This window comes from Dechloromonas agitata is5 (assembly GCF_000519045.1).
In the GTDB taxonomy this organism is placed as follows: domain Bacteria; phylum Pseudomonadota; class Gammaproteobacteria; order Burkholderiales; family Rhodocyclaceae; genus Azonexus; species Azonexus agitatus.
On the sequence record NZ_KI912532.1, the window covers coordinates 1,723,629 to 1,738,874 of the forward strand.

The 15,246-nt window shown below is 64.0% G+C and carries 17 protein-coding genes; 9 read left to right on the forward strand and 8 right to left on the reverse strand.

The features are described from left to right. Positions 1-29: 29 nt before the first annotated feature. The 5 genes from K420_RS18475 to K420_RS0108555 all read left to right on the forward strand — a co-directional run bounded on the left by K420_RS18475 (position 30) and on the right by K420_RS0108555 (position 6,674). Complete coding sequence (locus tag K420_RS18475; protein ID WP_051453021.1) at positions 30-3,263, forward strand: hybrid sensor histidine kinase/response regulator; 3,234 nt, start codon at positions 30-32, stop codon at positions 3,261-3,263. Further along, a complete protein-coding gene (locus tag K420_RS0108540; RefSeq protein ID WP_035854636.1) occupies positions 3,256-4,341 on the forward strand; it encodes a response regulator in 1,086 nt (361 codons plus the stop codon). Before K420_RS18475 ends, K420_RS0108540 begins: the two co-directional genes overlap by 8 nt. A 24-nt stretch (positions 4,342-4,365) precedes the next feature. Then, on the forward strand, positions 4,366-5,646 hold the full coding sequence (locus K420_RS0108545) for a hypothetical protein (RefSeq protein WP_157275045.1): 1,281 nt from the start codon (positions 4,366-4,368) through the stop codon (positions 5,644-5,646). 3 nt (positions 5,647-5,649) lie between these two features. Next, complete coding sequence (locus K420_RS0108550; RefSeq protein WP_027457687.1) at positions 5,650-6,066, forward strand: hypothetical protein; 417 nt, start codon at positions 5,650-5,652, stop codon at positions 6,064-6,066. Positions 6,067-6,329: 263 nt separating this feature from the next. Next, positions 6,330-6,674: a RidA family protein gene (locus tag K420_RS0108555; protein ID WP_027457688.1), complete on the forward strand. Its 345-nt coding sequence runs from the start codon at positions 6,330-6,332 to the stop codon at positions 6,672-6,674. Positions 6,675-6,690: 16 nt separating this feature from the next. Here the strand turns inward: K420_RS0108555 and K420_RS0108560 are convergent, their stop codons facing one another. Then, positions 6,691-7,044 carry a hypothetical protein gene (locus K420_RS0108560; RefSeq protein ID WP_232422746.1) on the reverse strand — a complete coding sequence of 118 codons (354 nt, stop codon included), beginning with the start codon at positions 7,042-7,044 and terminating at the stop codon, positions 6,691-6,693. Positions 7,045-7,074: 30 nt separating this feature from the next. On the opposite strand from K420_RS0108560, the gene K420_RS21045 reads away from it, so the two are divergent. Next, a complete protein-coding gene (locus K420_RS21045) occupies positions 7,075-7,203 on the forward strand; it encodes a hypothetical protein (RefSeq protein ID WP_269746423.1) in 129 nt (42 codons plus the stop codon). Positions 7,204-7,254: 51 nt separating this feature from the next. On the opposite strand, the gene K420_RS0108570 is transcribed toward K420_RS21045, so the two are convergent. From K420_RS0108570 to K420_RS0108600, 7 genes are read right to left on the reverse strand one after another with little or no spacing between them, the layout of a single operon-like run. After that, positions 7,255-8,064: a peptidoglycan DD-metalloendopeptidase family protein gene (locus K420_RS0108570; RefSeq protein WP_027457691.1), complete on the reverse strand. Its 810-nt coding sequence runs from the start codon at positions 8,062-8,064 to the stop codon at positions 7,255-7,257. A gap of 2 nt (positions 8,065-8,066) precedes the next feature. Continuing rightward, the gene (locus K420_RS0108575) at positions 8,067-8,597 is read right to left on the reverse strand and encodes a protein disulfide oxidoreductase (RefSeq protein WP_232422747.1); all 531 of its coding nucleotides are present in this window, start codon (positions 8,595-8,597) and stop codon (positions 8,067-8,069) included. A 7-nt stretch (positions 8,598-8,604) separates the two neighbouring features. Further along, a complete protein-coding gene (gene ypfJ / locus K420_RS0108580; RefSeq protein ID WP_027457693.1) occupies positions 8,605-9,459 on the reverse strand; it encodes a KPN_02809 family neutral zinc metallopeptidase in 855 nt (284 codons plus the stop codon). A gap of 13 nt (positions 9,460-9,472) precedes the next feature. After that, complete coding sequence (gene pyrF / locus K420_RS0108585) at positions 9,473-10,285, reverse strand: orotidine-5'-phosphate decarboxylase (protein ID WP_027457694.1); 813 nt, start codon at positions 10,283-10,285, stop codon at positions 9,473-9,475. Beyond that, positions 10,282-11,451 carry an Eco57I restriction-modification methylase domain-containing protein gene (locus tag K420_RS0108590; RefSeq protein ID WP_027457695.1) on the reverse strand — a complete coding sequence of 390 codons (1,170 nt, stop codon included), beginning with the start codon at positions 11,449-11,451 and terminating at the stop codon, positions 10,282-10,284. The genes pyrF and K420_RS0108590 overlap by 4 nt, the downstream gene beginning before the upstream one ends. Then, a complete protein-coding gene (locus K420_RS0108595) occupies positions 11,451-11,663 on the reverse strand; it encodes a hypothetical protein (protein ID WP_027457696.1) in 213 nt (70 codons plus the stop codon). The genes K420_RS0108590 and K420_RS0108595 overlap by 1 nt, the downstream gene beginning before the upstream one ends. Before the next feature lies 1 nt (position 11,664). Continuing rightward, positions 11,665-13,470, reverse strand: a complete 1,806-nt coding sequence (locus K420_RS0108600) for a glutamine--tRNA ligase/YqeY domain fusion protein (protein ID WP_027457697.1) — start codon at positions 13,468-13,470, stop codon at positions 11,665-11,667. Positions 13,471-13,538: 68 nt separating this feature from the next. Here K420_RS0108600 and crcB point away from each other — a divergent pair, with 68 nt between their 5' ends. The 3 genes from crcB (at position 13,539) to K420_RS0108615 (ending at position 15,158) form a co-directional block, all read left to right on the forward strand. Next, positions 13,539-13,946 carry a fluoride efflux transporter CrcB gene (crcB, locus tag K420_RS0108605; RefSeq protein WP_035854638.1) on the forward strand — a complete coding sequence of 136 codons (408 nt, stop codon included), beginning with the start codon at positions 13,539-13,541 and terminating at the stop codon, positions 13,944-13,946. Between the two features lie 224 nt (positions 13,947-14,170). Next, on the forward strand, positions 14,171-14,425 hold the full coding sequence (locus tag K420_RS0108610; RefSeq protein ID WP_027457699.1) for a hypothetical protein: 255 nt from the start codon (positions 14,171-14,173) through the stop codon (positions 14,423-14,425). Between the two features lie 268 nt (positions 14,426-14,693). After that, on the forward strand, positions 14,694-15,158 hold the full coding sequence (locus K420_RS0108615; RefSeq protein ID WP_027457700.1) for a VF530 family protein: 465 nt from the start codon (positions 14,694-14,696) through the stop codon (positions 15,156-15,158). Positions 15,159-15,246: the final 88 nt, after the last annotated feature.

Genomic DNA, 15,246 nt, shown 5'->3' on the forward strand with positions numbered 1-15,246 from the left:
GTCTGGCGGGATGGCCGAGGGGACTGGGCGTGCTCATTCAAGGAAAGCGGACGGGCGAATCGACTGGGCGCGAGCGGCGGGTCAGCCTGCGCAAGGCGCTGCTGTCCGTGCTTCTGGCGCTGGGGGGCATGCTCGGCATGATCACGCTGGCGACGTTCGTCGCCCTCTCGGCTTATGACGATGCCCATGAGGCCGCGACGCATCGCCAGGAGTCCCTCGAACTGATGGTCGAGGTGCGGCGTGAGGTCGATCTGCTCAGTCGCCTGGTGGCCTCCTACGTCGCCACCGCCAATCCCCGCTTCCTGATCTACTACTATGATGTTCTCGCCATTCGCGAAGGTAGCAAACCGGCCTTGCAGGGCGTGACTGCCGCCTACTGGGAAGAGGTGGTCGGCGGCACCCGGCCGTATGTGCCGCCGCCGCCCGGACCGGGTGTGCCGCTGCCCGAACGCGCCGGTCGCCTGGGCTTCGATGCCGTCGAGCAGGCGCTGTTGTTGCGCGTTTTTCGGATTTCCGACGACATGAAGGAAGTCGAGCAGATCGCCTTTGCCGCGACACAAGGCCTCTACGATCCCGTGAAGGGCGAAATGGTTTCCGAGACCGAGCCACATCCGGAATTCGCCGGCCGGCTGCTGCACGAATCACGCTACCTGAAACTGCGGGCTGACCTGGCTATCGCAGTTGCCGAATTGTCGGCCCAGGTCGACCGGCGGACCCGCGATTCACTGGTCAAGGCTGGCGACAAGCTGCAGCGCTGGATCGTCATCGCCCTTGGCTTCCTGATCGGGGCCATCGCCGTACTGGTTTTCGGCTATTACTACCTCAGGCGCCATCTGCTGGCCCCCCTCACGGCGATGCATCACACCGCCATCGCCCTGGCCGAAAAATCATTCGGAGAGCGGATCGGCGATGTGCAGGGGGTTGAGGAGGTGCATGCGCTGGCCAATACGATCGACAGCATGGCCAGTGCCATCGAGGCCGATCTTGAACAGCGCGAGACGGCCCAGCGCGCGCTGCGCGAGGCCCGGGCAAGGGCCGAGGTCGCCGCCGAGGCGAAGGCCATTTTCCTGGCCAACATGAGCCATGAAATCAGGACGCCGATGAACGCCATCATCGGCATGGCCTATCTCGCCCTCAAATCCGGACTGCCGCCGCGCCAGCACGACTACGTGTCGAAGATCCACACCGCGGCGCGCTCCCTGCTCGGTATCCTGAACGACATTCTCGACTACTCGAAGATCGAGGCCGGCAAGGTGGTGCTGGAGGCCGTGCCGTTCGACCTGGAGGCGGTTATCCAGAATGCGCTGTTCATGGTGCAGGAAAAGGTTGAGAGCAAGGGCCTGGAGCTGATTCTCGATTTTCGGCCGGTGCACTCACTGCATCAGGTCGTGGGTGACCCCCTCCGCCTCGGCCAGGTGTTGATCAACCTGCTGAGCAATGCGGTCAAGTTCACCGAGCATGGCCATGTTCGTTTGCAGGTGCTCGCCACCGGCGGCGATGACCAGACGGTGACGATCGACTTCCGGGTCGAGGATACGGGTATCGGTATGAGCGTCGAGCAGATGGGCCGCCTGTTCAGCGAGTTTTCACAGGCCGACGGATCGACGACGCGCAAATATGGTGGCACCGGCCTCGGGCTCGCCATCTCGAAGCGCCTGGTGGGGGCAATGCACAGCGATCTGCAGGCGGAAAGCCGCCTTGGCGAGGGCAGTGTCTTTCACTTCACCCTGCGCTTGCCGGTCGTCAAGGATGCCGATGAAGAGGTGCCGGCCGCACTGCCCCTGGCGGGGCGTCGGGCGCTGGTCGTCGATGATTATCTTCCGGCGCAGCAGAGCATGAGCGAGTTACTTGCCACACTGGGGTGCAGCCGTGTCGAGGGGGCCGCCAATGGCGAAGCGGCCCTGGCCCGGCTATCGGCAGATGATGCGGCAGCGCTTGGCTACGACCTGCTGGTCATCGACTGGACGCTGCCGGACATGACCGGCAGCGAACTTGTCCGTCGTCTGCAGGCAACTGGGCGGGCAATGCCTGGAACGGTGGTCGTCGTATCGGCCAGTGACCCGGCCGTGTTACGCCAGGATGACTTGCCACCGGCAGTCAGCGATGTCGTTCAGAAATCCTTGCAACCCAAGGATTTGCGTCAGCTGGGCGGGGCTGCGCCGGGCCGGCGGGAAGCCGCTCCGGCCTTATCGCTGAGCCGTTCGCTGCAGCTCGAAGGCATGCCGATCCTGCTCGTCGAGGACAACGAAATCAATCGTCAGGTGGCCTGCGAACTGCTGCGCAGTTGGGGGGCGCATGTCGATATCGCCCGCAACGGCCAGCAGGCGATCGACAGGCTGGCCGCCCATGCACCGGATCATTATGCGGTGGTCCTGATGGATATCGAAATGCCGGTGATGGATGGCCACGAGGCGACGCGCCGCCTGCGGGCCGATGGCCGTTACGCCAATCTGCCCATCGTCGCCATGACGGCCCATGTTGTCGGCCATGGCCTGCACGACCCCAGGGCCGAGGGGATCACGGCCTTCATTGCCAAGCCGTTCGAGCCGGATCTCCTGCGTGACATGCTGCTCCGCTTCTGGCGGGCCGATCAGACCCGGCTGGCTTCGGCGCTTCCGCCGCTCTCGGGTCAACCGGATGCTGCCTTGGTCGAGCTACTGGCGGCCATTGGGGAAATCGATTCGGCGGTATTGCTGCGTCGCTTTGCCGGGCGGGAATCCTTCCTGCGGCGTGCCTTGCAGCGTTTTGCCGACGATTGCCGCAACTGGCCGGATATGCTGGCCGGGTACCTGGCCGCCGGCGACAGTGAGACCGCGCGGCGCCAGGCACATAGCTTGAAGGGCCTGGCCGGTACCTTCGCCATGCCCGGTCTGCAGGCTGTGTTGGCCAGCCTGGAGTCGGCACTGGCCGATGGGCAGGATGCCGGTGCGATGCTGGCTGATATCGAACTGCGCTTGTCCGTTTTGCTGCCGGCGCTGGACGCCTTGTCTGGCGAATCGGCAGCAACAAACGAGGCAGTAGAACGCGATCTAGCAGGCGATGAGAGCGTGGCTCGCCTGGTCGAGCGCCTGTGCGACCAGTTGCGGCAGGGGGATGGCGAAGTCGAGGAGTTGTGGCGTGCCAACCGGGCACGGCTGACTGCCGCCCTGGGGCAGCAGCAGGCCAGTGCGCTGGCGCATGCCATTGATCAGTGGAATTTTGGCGAAGCCCTGTCGATACTCGAACGAATCGGGCAGCCAGGTGAAGGAGAACGTCATGCATGAAGATCGGGCAAGTATTCTGGTGATCGATGACACCCCGGGCAACCTCAGCCTGCTCAACCAGCTCCTGCGCACCCACTACCGCGTCAAGCTGGCGAACAGCGGCCAGCGCGGCCTGGAACTGGCTACCCTGGCACCGCCCGACCTGATCCTGCTCGACATCATGATGCCGGAAATGGACGGTTACGAGGTTTTCGAGCACCTGAAAGCCGACCCGGTCACCCGCCGCATTCCGGTCATCTTCCTGACTGCCAAGTCGGGAACGGAGGATGAGGAACGCGGTCTGGCGATAGGGGCCGTGGATTTCATCCACAAGCCGATCGCACCGTCTGTCGTGCTGGCCAGGGTGCGGACACATCTGCAGATCCGCAACTGGCAGACCTTCCTCGAAGACAAGAGCGACTGGTTGCAGAAGGAGGTCGAAGCCCGGGTGAGTGAGGTGTCTCGCCTGCAGGAGGCAACGATCCGGGTGATGGTGTCGCTGGCCGAATTCCGCGACGAATGTACCGGCAACCACATCCGTCGCACGCAGACCTACGTCCGCCTGCTGGCCGAATACCTGAGCCGGCAGCCGCGTGATGCGGCCTTCCTGACGCCGGAGCAGATCGACCGGATCGCCAAGGCCTCGCCGCTGCACGATATTGGCAAGATCGCCATTCCGGACTACATCCTGCTGAAGCCAGGCAAACACACGCCCGAAGAGTTCGCCATCATGAAGACGCATAGCGTCAAGGGCGAGAGCATGCTGCAACAGTCGTTGCGCGAGATGGGGGGCGATAACGCAATGCTCGCCTTCGCCTGCCAGATCGCCCGCAGCCACCACGAGCGCTGGGATGGCAGCGGTTATCCCGACGGCCTGGCTGGCGAGTCGATTCCGCTGGCAGCCCGGTTGATGGCGGTGGCCGATGTGTATGACGCGCTCCGTTCGCGCCGTCCCTACAAGAAGGAGTTTTCCCATGCCGAGGCCGTCGCACTGATCGTCGCGGGGCAGGGCAGCCAGTTCGATCCCTTGCTGGTTGAGGCTTTTTTGGCACAGGAGGCCGCATTCGGCGAAATTGCGACTAAACTGGCAGACGAATGATTTGTCATGGCAAGAATAATTCCAATGAATAAGCTCAGAGGCATTTTCAGTGCAGGTGTCATGCCGTTTCTGGTCGCCGCGGCCAGCCCGGCGCAAGCCGTCGACCTGGCATGGTCCGGCTTCGGTACCTTCGGCTACGCCCAGTCCGATGCACCGGTCAATTACCAGCGCTTCATCGACGAAAAGGGAACGTTCAAGCGCGACAGCATCCTGGGGGCTCAGGTCGATGCGCGTTTCTCGCAGCAGTGGGGGGCGACGGCTCAGGTCAAGCTGGCACCCTCCGATCATTCCGATACGCAATGGCAGGCCTCGCTGGCCTGGGCCTTCGTTTCCTGGCGGCCGAGCGACGACTGGCTGATTCGCGCCGGCAAGCTGCGCCTGCCTTTCATGCTCAACACCGAAAACGCCGATGTCGGTGCGACCTACGACTTCGTACGCCTGCCGCAGGAGGTCTATTCCATTGCCCCGACCACCGACGTGGTTGGCCTGAGCGTCAGCAAGACCTGGTTCGGCGAAACCTTCGACTGGATGGCCGAGGCCTATTCCGGCAAGGCGAGCACTTATTGGCGCTACTACGGGCGGGAGCGGCAATACGATGTGAACAAACCGGGCAGCTGGTTCCTGCCGATCGACATGAAAAGTAGTGGCTTGGTGCTGACGGCGCGCAGTCTCGAACACACCTTCCGGGTTGGCTACCATGAAGGCGAGGCATCCCGGCCGGGTGAGAAAACCGGGGCAGGATTCACGTATGGTCCGTGCCCCCTTCCCGGAGGCGGGGGGCTGCCGCCGCCCTATTGCTACAACCTCGCACCGAGTGGCATGGACAAGATTCGTGTCCCTATCGTCACCCTCGCCGCCAGTGTCAGCCTGCCCGAAAACTTCCGGCTGACCGGCGAATTTGGCAAGATGCGGATCGATTCCGCCAGTCGCGGCCTGAACCGCTGGGGGGGCTATCTCGCGCTATCCAAGCGCATCGGCGCCTGGACGCCTTATGTCTACTACGCCAAGGTCAAGTCGAGCGACGAGGCCCGTTCGCTGTACCGGCAATTCAATGACAATGCCAATGTGGTCAATCCGGCGTATCGCACCTACCAGCGTCTGATGGCCGATCTGCTGGCGGCCTACGACCAGTCGACAGTGGCGCTGGGAACCTCGTACTGGGTAAGTTCGAAGAGCGTCATCAAGGCGGAATGGTCGCGGGTCGATACCGGTCTCGTGTCCAGCTTCGTGGATGCGCCGGTGGGTGGCGAAAGCGGCAACCGGCGCATCGATATCTTCTCGCTGTCGTACAGCTTCACGTTCTGACCCATGAAGCGCCTCTTGCTCATCTGCCTGGCGAGCCTCATCCTTGGGAGCGGGGCGTGTCTGGCGGGAGAGGATGTGCTGGTGATCGGTCACCCGGCCTTGCCGAAAACCGACCGGGTCACCGTGCAACGCATCTACACCGGGCGGGTCGTGTCGCTCGGCGAGCAGGCCGTGGTACCGATCAACCTGCCACCGGGCAACCCGGTGCGCGACGAATTCCTGTTCAGCTATCTTGGCCAGAAGGAAGAGCAATACACCGGCTACTGGCTGGTTCGCCGCTATGTCGGCAAGGGTACGCCGCCACTCGAACTGGGCGGTATCGACGAGGTCATCAAATACGTCCAGAGTACGCCGGGCGCACTTGGCTACGTCCCGGCTTCGCGCTTGCCGCGCGGGACGAACGTGATCGTCGGTCGCTGAGGGGGCTGAGTTTGTCCTGGCTTTTTCGGCCGGTCGTGCTAAGCTGGAAGCGTGTCGGTTGTGCAGCAAAATCGGCATGTTGTGGCAACACCCGCTGCGCTGCTGGAGATTCTATGGCAGTTATCACAGGGATTGTTTCTTGAGATTACCGTGTAGTACTCCGTGACGGCGATACGCCGTATGCCCCTGCCGAAAGAGCCGGGGTTGCAGTAACCGAAGCCCGTGCCTCAAACGCATGGGCTTCACGTTTTGGGGGATACGAAATGCAGATTCAGCGTCACGGCACGACCCGCCGCTATTCCGACAGTGTGGTGCATAACGGCACTGTTTATCTGGTCGAGGTGCCGGCCAGTACCGAGGGTGACATCGCCACCCAGACCGCCAGCCTGCTGGCCGGGGTCGATGCCTTGCTGGCCCAGGCGGGCAGCGACAAACGCAAACTGCTGATGGTCACCGTCTATCTCGCCGACATGGCCGACTACGATGGCATGAATGCCGTCTGGGACGCCTGGGTGCCCGACGGCCATGCGCCGACCCGTGCCTGTGTCCAGGCGCGCCTGGCCAAGCCGGGTTGGCGGGTCGAGATGGCGATCACGGCCGCCTGCTGAGACTGATGGGGGCGCGTCAGCCGAGGATGTCGACATCGCAATCGCAACCCCGGCCGGCGGCGATCCAGCGGTGCATCAGCCGTCGGGCCAGTGGTACGGCGCGGGCTGGCAGCCCGCGCAGGTGGCGGGCCGGTTCGCTGAGCAGGCCGCAGCGATAACGGTGTACCAGCGGGTCCCATGTCAGCGCCGGGCAGGGGCCGTTGATTTGCAGGAAGCGCAATCGCGCCACCGGGCAGGTACTCAGCGCGCAGCAGACACCGCAGCCGTTGCAGGGCTGGCCGGCCGGCGGCTTGGCAGGTGCGGCCGGGTGGAGATGGATGATTTCCTCGCGCATCGTGCGTAATGAACCATGTCTGACGACAATGATCAAACGACTGTCCTCTCACGACAGGAGTTCGCCATGAAGAAATTGCTTTCCAGTCTGTTGGCCGCCGTTTTCGTCATCGGCAGCGTTAATGCCATCGCCTGCCCAGGCGACAAGGCGAAGGACGAGAAACAGATGAGTACCCCGGGCAAGACCAAAGTCTGAAATCCGGCCATCGGTCCGTCAGCGAGGGCGGCTGCGGCCGCCGTCGTTTTTTTAGCGGGGTGACAGGAAGAGTTCCGGATCGACGGGCGTGTTGTTGAGGATGACGGCCCAGTGCAGGTGGGGGCCGGTTACCCGGCCGGTGGCGCCGATGGCGCCGAGCAGTTCGCCGCGCCTGACCTTCTGCCCGGGATGGACATCGATGCGCGAGAGGTGCATGTAGGCGGTGATCAGGCCCTGGCCGTGGTCGAGGAAAACGGTGTTGCCGTTGAAGAAGTAATCGCCGGTATCGGCGACCACCGCATCGCTCGGGGCGCGCACCGGTGTACCGGTGCCGGCCGCCACATCCAGTCCAGCGTGGGGATTGCGCGGCTGGCCGTTGAAAATGCGGCGCAGGCCGAAACGTGACGACAGCGGCCCGGCTGACGGCTGGGCCAGCGCGGTGTCGGGCTGGCCATCGGAAAAGCGCTTCTTCACCGCCTCGGTGATTTTCTGTTCCCGCTCGATGCGCGCCAGGTCTTCCGGTGACGGCTCCACCTTGCGCTTGTCCTTGATGGTCAGGCGCTGCTCCGGGTAATTCTTGATGCCGATGGCAACCGCTTTCGTCTCTACCGCACGACCCCGGCTGATGCGTATTGCCAGCTCGCCGGGCAGGGTGTCGAGCGGAATGCCGAGCAGGGCGAAGCAGCGGCCATTTTCCTGGATCACCGCCAGCGGTTGCTCGCCCCAATGGGCGGTCGGCAGCGTATTGCCGGCCGGGCCGAGGTCGATCACGGCGACGCCGCCGGGAACGGCTGCCTGCTTTGGCAGGGCGCCGGCCAGCAGGGGAGTGAACAGGACGAACAGTAGCAGGAGATGGCGCATGGCTAGTGCAGTCCGGCCCACCACAGGCGCAGGCGAAGCCCGATTTCACTGGTGTAGCCCTGGCTGACGAAACGGATGTTGCCGGCCGGATCGATGACGGCCATGGCGGGCACCCCCTGGAAGCCGTAGTGCCGGAAGTGCTCGGCCTGGGGGTCGGCGAGGGTGATCGGCCAGGTATAGCCGCGCTGCTGCACGATACCGGCGACTGCGGCGCTCTCGCCGGACTGGATGGCGAGGGTCACGGTCGGCCAGTCGCGGGCGACGTTCTCGACCGTCCCGGCGGTCGTCTTGCAGATGGTGCACCACTCGGCCCAGAAGTAGATCAGGGCCGGCTGGCCGGGGTGCCTGGCACGCCAGGCAGCGAGGTCGAAGGGCTGGCCGGCGATGCTCTGCGCGGCGAGGGTCGGGGCGGGGCCGCTGGGGGCGTTGCGGTTCTGCCAGAGCAGGAGGGCGACCATGCCGGCGATGAAGATCAGGGCTTCGATGCCCCAGCGGCGCCAGCGCGGTCTCGTGCGAGGGGTGTGGTCGTCCAAGCGGGGCTTACAGGCGGTCGGTCTTGAAGGTATTGCACTGGTTCATGTCGCCGGTCTCGAAACCGCGGCGGAACCAGCGCACGCGCTGCTCGGAGGAGCCGTGGGTAAAGCTTTCCGGCACGATGCGACCCTGCGCCTGCTGTTGCAGGCGGTCGTCACCGATCGCCGAGGCAGCGGTCAGCGCCGCTTCCAGATCACCCGGTTCGAGTACCTGCTTCATCGTGTCGGTGCGCTTGCCCCAGACGCCGGCCAGGCAGTCGGCCTGCAGTTCCATGCGTACCGACAGAGCATTGGCCTCGCGTTCGCTGACCCGCTGACGGGCCTTGTGCACCTGGTCGGCGATGCCGAGCAGGTTCTGCACGTGATGGCCGACCTCGTGCGCGACGACGTAGGCCTGGGCGAATTCGCCGGGGGCGCGGAAGCGGTCCTTCAACTCGCGGTAGAAGGCGAGGTCGATGTAAACCTTGTGGTCGCCCGGGCAGTAGAACGGCCCCATGGCGGTCTGGCCGGTCCCGCAGGCGGTCGGTGTCGCGCCGGTGAACAGCACCAGCTTGGGGTTCTCGTATTGGCGCCCGGCTTCGCGGAAGGTCTGGTTCCAGACATCCTCGGTCGAGGCCAGCACCTTGGAGACGAACAGCGCTGTCTCGTCGTTGGCCGGCGGCTTGTGCGCGACCGGTGCTTCCTGGCGGGCGAGCGGCGTCTGCTCCATGATGCCGAGCAGGGTCATCGGATTGATGCCGGTGAAGTAGCTGATGACCAGGGCGAGGACGATACCGCCAATGCCGACCCCGCCGCGACCGATGCCACCGCCGCCCCGGCGGTCTTCGATATTGTCGCTCTCGCGGTAGTCGTCCATGCGCATGGCGGTTTTCCTCTTAACGGTACAGGTTGATCGCGTCGCGGGTTTCCTGTGCCGCCAGGCGGGCGGCAGCGGCAAACCCTTCGTCCTTGCCGGCGTACAGAATGGCACGCGAGGAGTTGATCATCAAGCCAGTGGCATTTCCGGTTTTGCCGGCCTTGACGGTGGCCTCGATGTCGCCGCCCTGGGCACCGATGCCCGGGACGAGCAGCGGCATGTCGCCGACGATGGCGCGCACGCGGGCGATTTCGGTCGGGAAGGTGGCGCCGACGACAAGGCCGATCTGGCCGGTGGTGTTCCAGTCTTGGGCCGCCAGGCGGGCGACGCGTTCATACAGTTTTTCGCCATTCACATCGAGGAACTGCAGGTCGGAGCCGCCCGGGTTGGAGGTGCGGCAGAGCAGGATGACGCCCTTGTCCGGATAGGCCAGGTAGGGCTCGACCGAGTCACGGCCCATGTAGGGGTTCACGGTGACGGCGTCGGCCTGGTAACGCTCGAAGGCCTCGACGGCGTATTGCTCGGCGGTCGAGCCGATGTCGCCGCGCTTGGAATCAAGAATGACGGGGATGCCCGGGTGCTGGTCGTGGATGTGGGCGATCAGCGCTTCCAACTGATCTTCGGCGCGGCGGGCGGCGAAGTAGGCGATCTGCGGCTTGAAAGAGCAGGCGAGGTCGGCCGTGGCATCGACGATGCCCTTGCAGAATTCGAAGATGGCATCGTCGCGGCCTTTCAGGTGGGCCGGGAACTTGGCGGGATCGGGATCGAGGCCGACGCAAAGCAGGGAGTTGTTCTTCTGCCAGGCGGCAGCGAGTTGCTGGGTGAAGGTCATGACTGATCCTTGGGTAGATAGCGGGCGAATTTGTCCGGAAGCAGGCAGGTCTGCAGGCTGCGCTGGGTGAAGATGAAACGGCCGTCGCAGACGAAACCGAGTTGCTGCCAGTCGACTTCCTTGTTGAGCATCATCGTGCATTCGATCAGGTCGCGGCGTTGCATGCGGCGGTTGTTGGTGAACAGGGCGAGGATGGAGCCGTCGAAGGCGTGGCAGTCGTGCAGGAAGAAGGGTTCGGGGCGGCGCGTCCGGCCATTCACATAAATGCGTGGCAGTTCGTTGATCGGGAAATGGCGGCCCCATTGCCACCAGTTGCTTTCATCGAACTTGCGGACGCGGCGGGCGAGCAGCTCGGCCTTGTGCTTGTCGAGGTGCGGGTGTTTGATGCCATAGAGCATGCGGCGCGTCTCGCCGGTGTCGACGGTTTTGGAATAGACAAATTCCATGTTGCCCTTGGGGTGGGCGAAGATATGGTCGGCCCCGGATACCGCGCCGACTTTTACCGTGAATACATCGGCCAACCGGATCCGATGATCGTCGCGCAGGAACATCAGTTGGCCATCGACTTCGGTGAAGATGCGGCCGTCGGCCATGTGGCGGTCGAAGCGTCCCTTCTCGAAGCGGAAGATGGCGCAGTTGGGCGTCGCGCCATCGAAGACGCGCACGTCGCCTGTTTCGTAGAAATGCGTGATGCTGCCCTGCTCGTACAGCCACGCGTTGAGTTTCTTGGCGGCGGTCAGCTTGATGAACTCGCGCGGCACGATGAAAACCAGCTCACCGCCCGGTTTCAGGTGGCGCACGGCTTTTTCGATGAAGAACAGGAAGAGGTTGCTGCGTGCGTCGAACAGCTCGGAACGGAGATGCTTCTTCGTTTCCCGGGCGACATCCTGATAACGTACGTAAGGCGGGTTGCCGATGATGGTGTCGAACTGCTCGCTCAGCGGGTAGGCAAAGAAATCGCCGACCTGCGCCCCTTCTGGTGCCACGCCGCGGTCGATCTCAATGCCGACGACGTCGGCACCGCGCTGGCGCAGCGTGTCGAAGAAAGCGCCATCACCGGCCGACGGTTCGAGCACCCGGCCCTTGTTGCGGCACAGGTCGAGCATGAAGGCCACGACATTGGGCGGCGTGAAGACCTGGCCGAGTTGCGCGACGTCGAGCGGCATCAGCGGCTATCGTCGGCCTTTTTATGACCAGCCTGCTCCGCCGCAGCCTGCTCCCGCGCCTTCTTCTCCCAGTAGCGTTCGTTCTTGCTCTCGTCGACAAAGCGGTAGCGGCCGGCGAGTTCGCAGCCCTTCATGCCGGGGTTGCACGGCAGGTTGTTGATCTTGGTGCAGCGGTCGTTGACCTCATGCGGGCAGCCCCAGCTTCCGGCCATGTCAGTTCCCCTTTCCCCAGGAGTCCTTGAGCGTCACGGTGCGGTTGAAGACCGGGGCGCCGGGCTTGGAGTCGATGCGGTCGGCGGCGAAGTAGCCGTGGCGCTCGAACTGGAAGCGCTGCTCGGGCAGGGCATCCTTCAGCGAGGGTTCGAGCATGGCGGTGATGAGGGTCTTCGAAGCCGGGTTGAGGTCGTCGAGGAAGTCGCGCTCGAGATCCGGCGCATCGCCCTCGCGCCGGGCGCCGGGGGCGGGCACGGCGAACAGGCGGTCGTAGAGGCGCACTTCGGCCGGGTAGGCGTGGGCGGCCGAGACCCAGTGCAGATTGCCCTTGACCTTGACGCTGTCGGCGCCCGGCGTGCCGGACTTGGTGTCGGGCAGGTAGGTGCAATGCACGGCGATGACCTTGCCGTTTTCGTCCTTGTCGCAACCGGTGCATTCGACGATGTAGCCGTACTTCAGGCGTGCCTTGTTGCCCGGGAAGAGGCGGCGGAAGCCCTTTTCCGGCACTTCCTGGAAATCCTCGCCTTCGATCCACAGCTCACGGCCGAAGGGCATGGTGCGCGAACCGAGTTCCGGATGCAGCGGGTGGTTGGTGACGGTGCAGTCCTCGAACTGGCCTTCCGGATAGTTGTCGATGATCAGCTTGAGCGGATCGAGCACGGCGACGCGGCGTTCGTCCGATTCGTTCATCACCTCGCGCTGGGCGTCCTCGAACAGCACGTAGTCGATCAGCGAGTCGTTCTTGGTGACGCCGACGCGTTCCATGAACAGCTTGAAGCCGTCCGGCGAGTAGCCGCGGCGGCGGGCGCCGACCAGGGTTGGCATGCGCGGGTCGTCCCAGCCGTCGACGTGTTTTTCCTGCACCAGCTGGATCAGCTTGCGCTTGGAGAGCACGATGTAGGTCAGGTTGAGGCGGGAGAATTCGATCTGCTGCGGCAGCGGGCGCTGCAGCAGGCCGCCTTCGGCCAGGCGTTCGAGCAGCCAGTCGTAGAACGGGCGCTGGTCCTCGAACTCCAGCGTGCAGATCGAGTGGGTGATGCACTCCAGCGCATCCTCGATCGGGTGGGCGAAGGTGTACATCGGGTAGATGCACCACTTGTCGCCAGTGTTGTGGTGGGTGGCGTGGCGGATGCGGTAGATGGCCGGGTCGCGCAGGTTGATGTTGGGCGAGGCCATGTCGATCTTGGCGCGCAGGATGTGGGCGCCGTCCGGGAACTCGCCGGTCTGCATGCGCTTGAAGAGGTCCATGTTCTCTTCGACGGTGCGATTGCGGAAGGGGGAATCCTTGCCCGGCTCGGTCAGCGTGCCGCGGTTGGCGCGCATTGCCTCGGCGCTCTGGCTGTCGACGTAGGCGTGGCCGGTGCTGATCAGGTATTCGGCGAAGCGGGCCATCCAGTCGAAGTAGTTGGAGGCCTGGTAGAGGTTGGTTTCGCCGGCCTGTTCCCACGAGCAACCCAGCCACTTCACCGAGTCGATGATGGCGTCGACGTATTCCTGCTCTTCCTTCTCCGGGTTGGTGTCGTCGAAACGCAGGTGGCAGCGACCGCCGTATTGTTCGGCGAGGCCGAAGTTCAACAGGATGGATTTGGCATGGCCAAAGTGCAGGTAACCGTTCGGCTCGGGCGGGAAACGGGTGCGGATCTTGGCCGGATCGAGCGGTGCGGCGGCATGGTCGGTGGCCGTGCCGGGGCGGCCGGCCCAGCGGCGTTGCGCGTGCTTGCCGGCGGCGAGGTCGGCCTCGACGATGTTCTTGATGAAATTGGCGGCGGGGGCCGGGGTGTTGGCGGGCTGGTTCGGGCTGCTCACGGTTAAACCTCTTTGATTAAGCGCACTATTTTACCCGCCCGAACGCTGTCAGACAGTAGAATTCGGCCATGTCCGTCCTGCACCTCCTCAGCCCGCTGAATTTTCTCGCCGTCGGCCTCGGTGCCGCCTTTGGCGCCTGGGCGCGCTGGTTGCTCGGGCTGGCGTTGAATCCCCTCTTCATCGCCCTGCCGCTCGGCACGCTGGCCGCCAACCTGCTCGGTGGCTACCTGGTCGGTGTGGCGGTTGGCGTGTTCCATCTGAACACGCATTTTCCGCTGGCCTGGAAACTGTTCGCCATCACCGGCTTCCTTGGCGGTCTGACCACCTTCTCCACCTTCTCGGCTGAAGTCGTCGAACGTCTGCTGGCTGGCCAAGCTGCGCTGGCCATCGGGTTGGCGACGGTACATCTCGCCGGCTCGCTGCTTGCTACCTACCTCGGCCTGCTCACCGTCGGCGCAACGCGCATCTGGGGCTGAGCAAAAAAACAGCCTCGCTGCTTGGGCGAGGCTGGTAAAAGGAGGCCGGTTTTTCCGGCATGTCTGAAGCCCCGCCAGCATAGCCGGACCGCTCATGCCTGACCATGTGACCGATTGCCGCAGCCCGTCCTGTTCGGGCAGAAAGCAAGTTGCAAAGAAACGGAAACATTCGACGCCCACAATGCGCGCCGTTATCTGCCCCAACTCACTATCCGGAGACTTCCATGCGTTCCTTCCTGGCAACTTCCGCCATTGCGCTCGGCCTGACCGCCTGTGCTACCCAAGCCCCGACCCCCGCCGAAAAGCCGGCCTCTCCGGCCGCAGCTGCCCCGGCTGCCAAAAAGGCGCCGCAGTGCTGGAACGGCGATGCCGGTGCCTTCCAGGATGTCGGCACCCAGGCCACCATCTCCGGTGTTGTAGTCACCTGCGAAAAGACCTCGGACGGCAAGAACGCCCAGTGGATGGGCAAGAAGCACTGATCGCCGGCACCCCGCCGAGCAGCCAGCGCCGCCTGCGGGCGGCGTTGTCATTGGTATGCCCGGAAATCGTCCCGGTGCCCGGCGTTCACGTTCGGGGGCCTGCCAAAAGGGAGTGGCAGTTGTTGTTTTGACTCAGCGGGCAACCGACAGCAACAAAAACAGGTAGCATGCCGCCCCTTCTCTGGCAGACTCGGAGAGGGCGTGGGGACTGTTTTGTCGTCTCTGCGTCTGACGAATTGAACAACCCCGCGCTCGTTTGGACACCGCCATGACCCAAGATCCCGATTACCAGAACAACCCCTTGCACGGCGTCAGTCTGAAACAGCTCGTGACCGAGATCGCCCAGCACTATGGGTTCAAAATCCTCTTTGCCTACCTGAACATCAACTGCTTCGCGAATAACCCGAGCGTCGAGTCCGCCGTCAAGTTCCTGAAAAAGACCGATTGGGCGCGGGAGAAGGTCGAGGCTTTTTATCTTTACCAGTTCAAGAGCCTACCGCGGGCGTCGGCCGAGCAATTCGAATTGCCGCCGCGCGACCGCATCGTGCCGGCAGACCAGAAGCCGGGGGCGCCGGCCGAGTTGAGTTTGGAAGATGCCGAACGCCTGCGCGAGAAGCGCGCCAAGAAGGCGGCCTTGCACGACCGTGCAGCCGTTGCCGGCCGACGAGCCCCGAACACGGCGGGAGCTGCCGCCGTGGACGCTTCTGATCCTTGGGCCAAGTGGAGAAAATAGAGGGGGCTGAATGCCTGGTGGGGTCGTTCTCGCAGTGAGCCTGGAGACGATGGCTGTCCGGGGGGCAAGCGCCGGTTTTGTCCGGGTG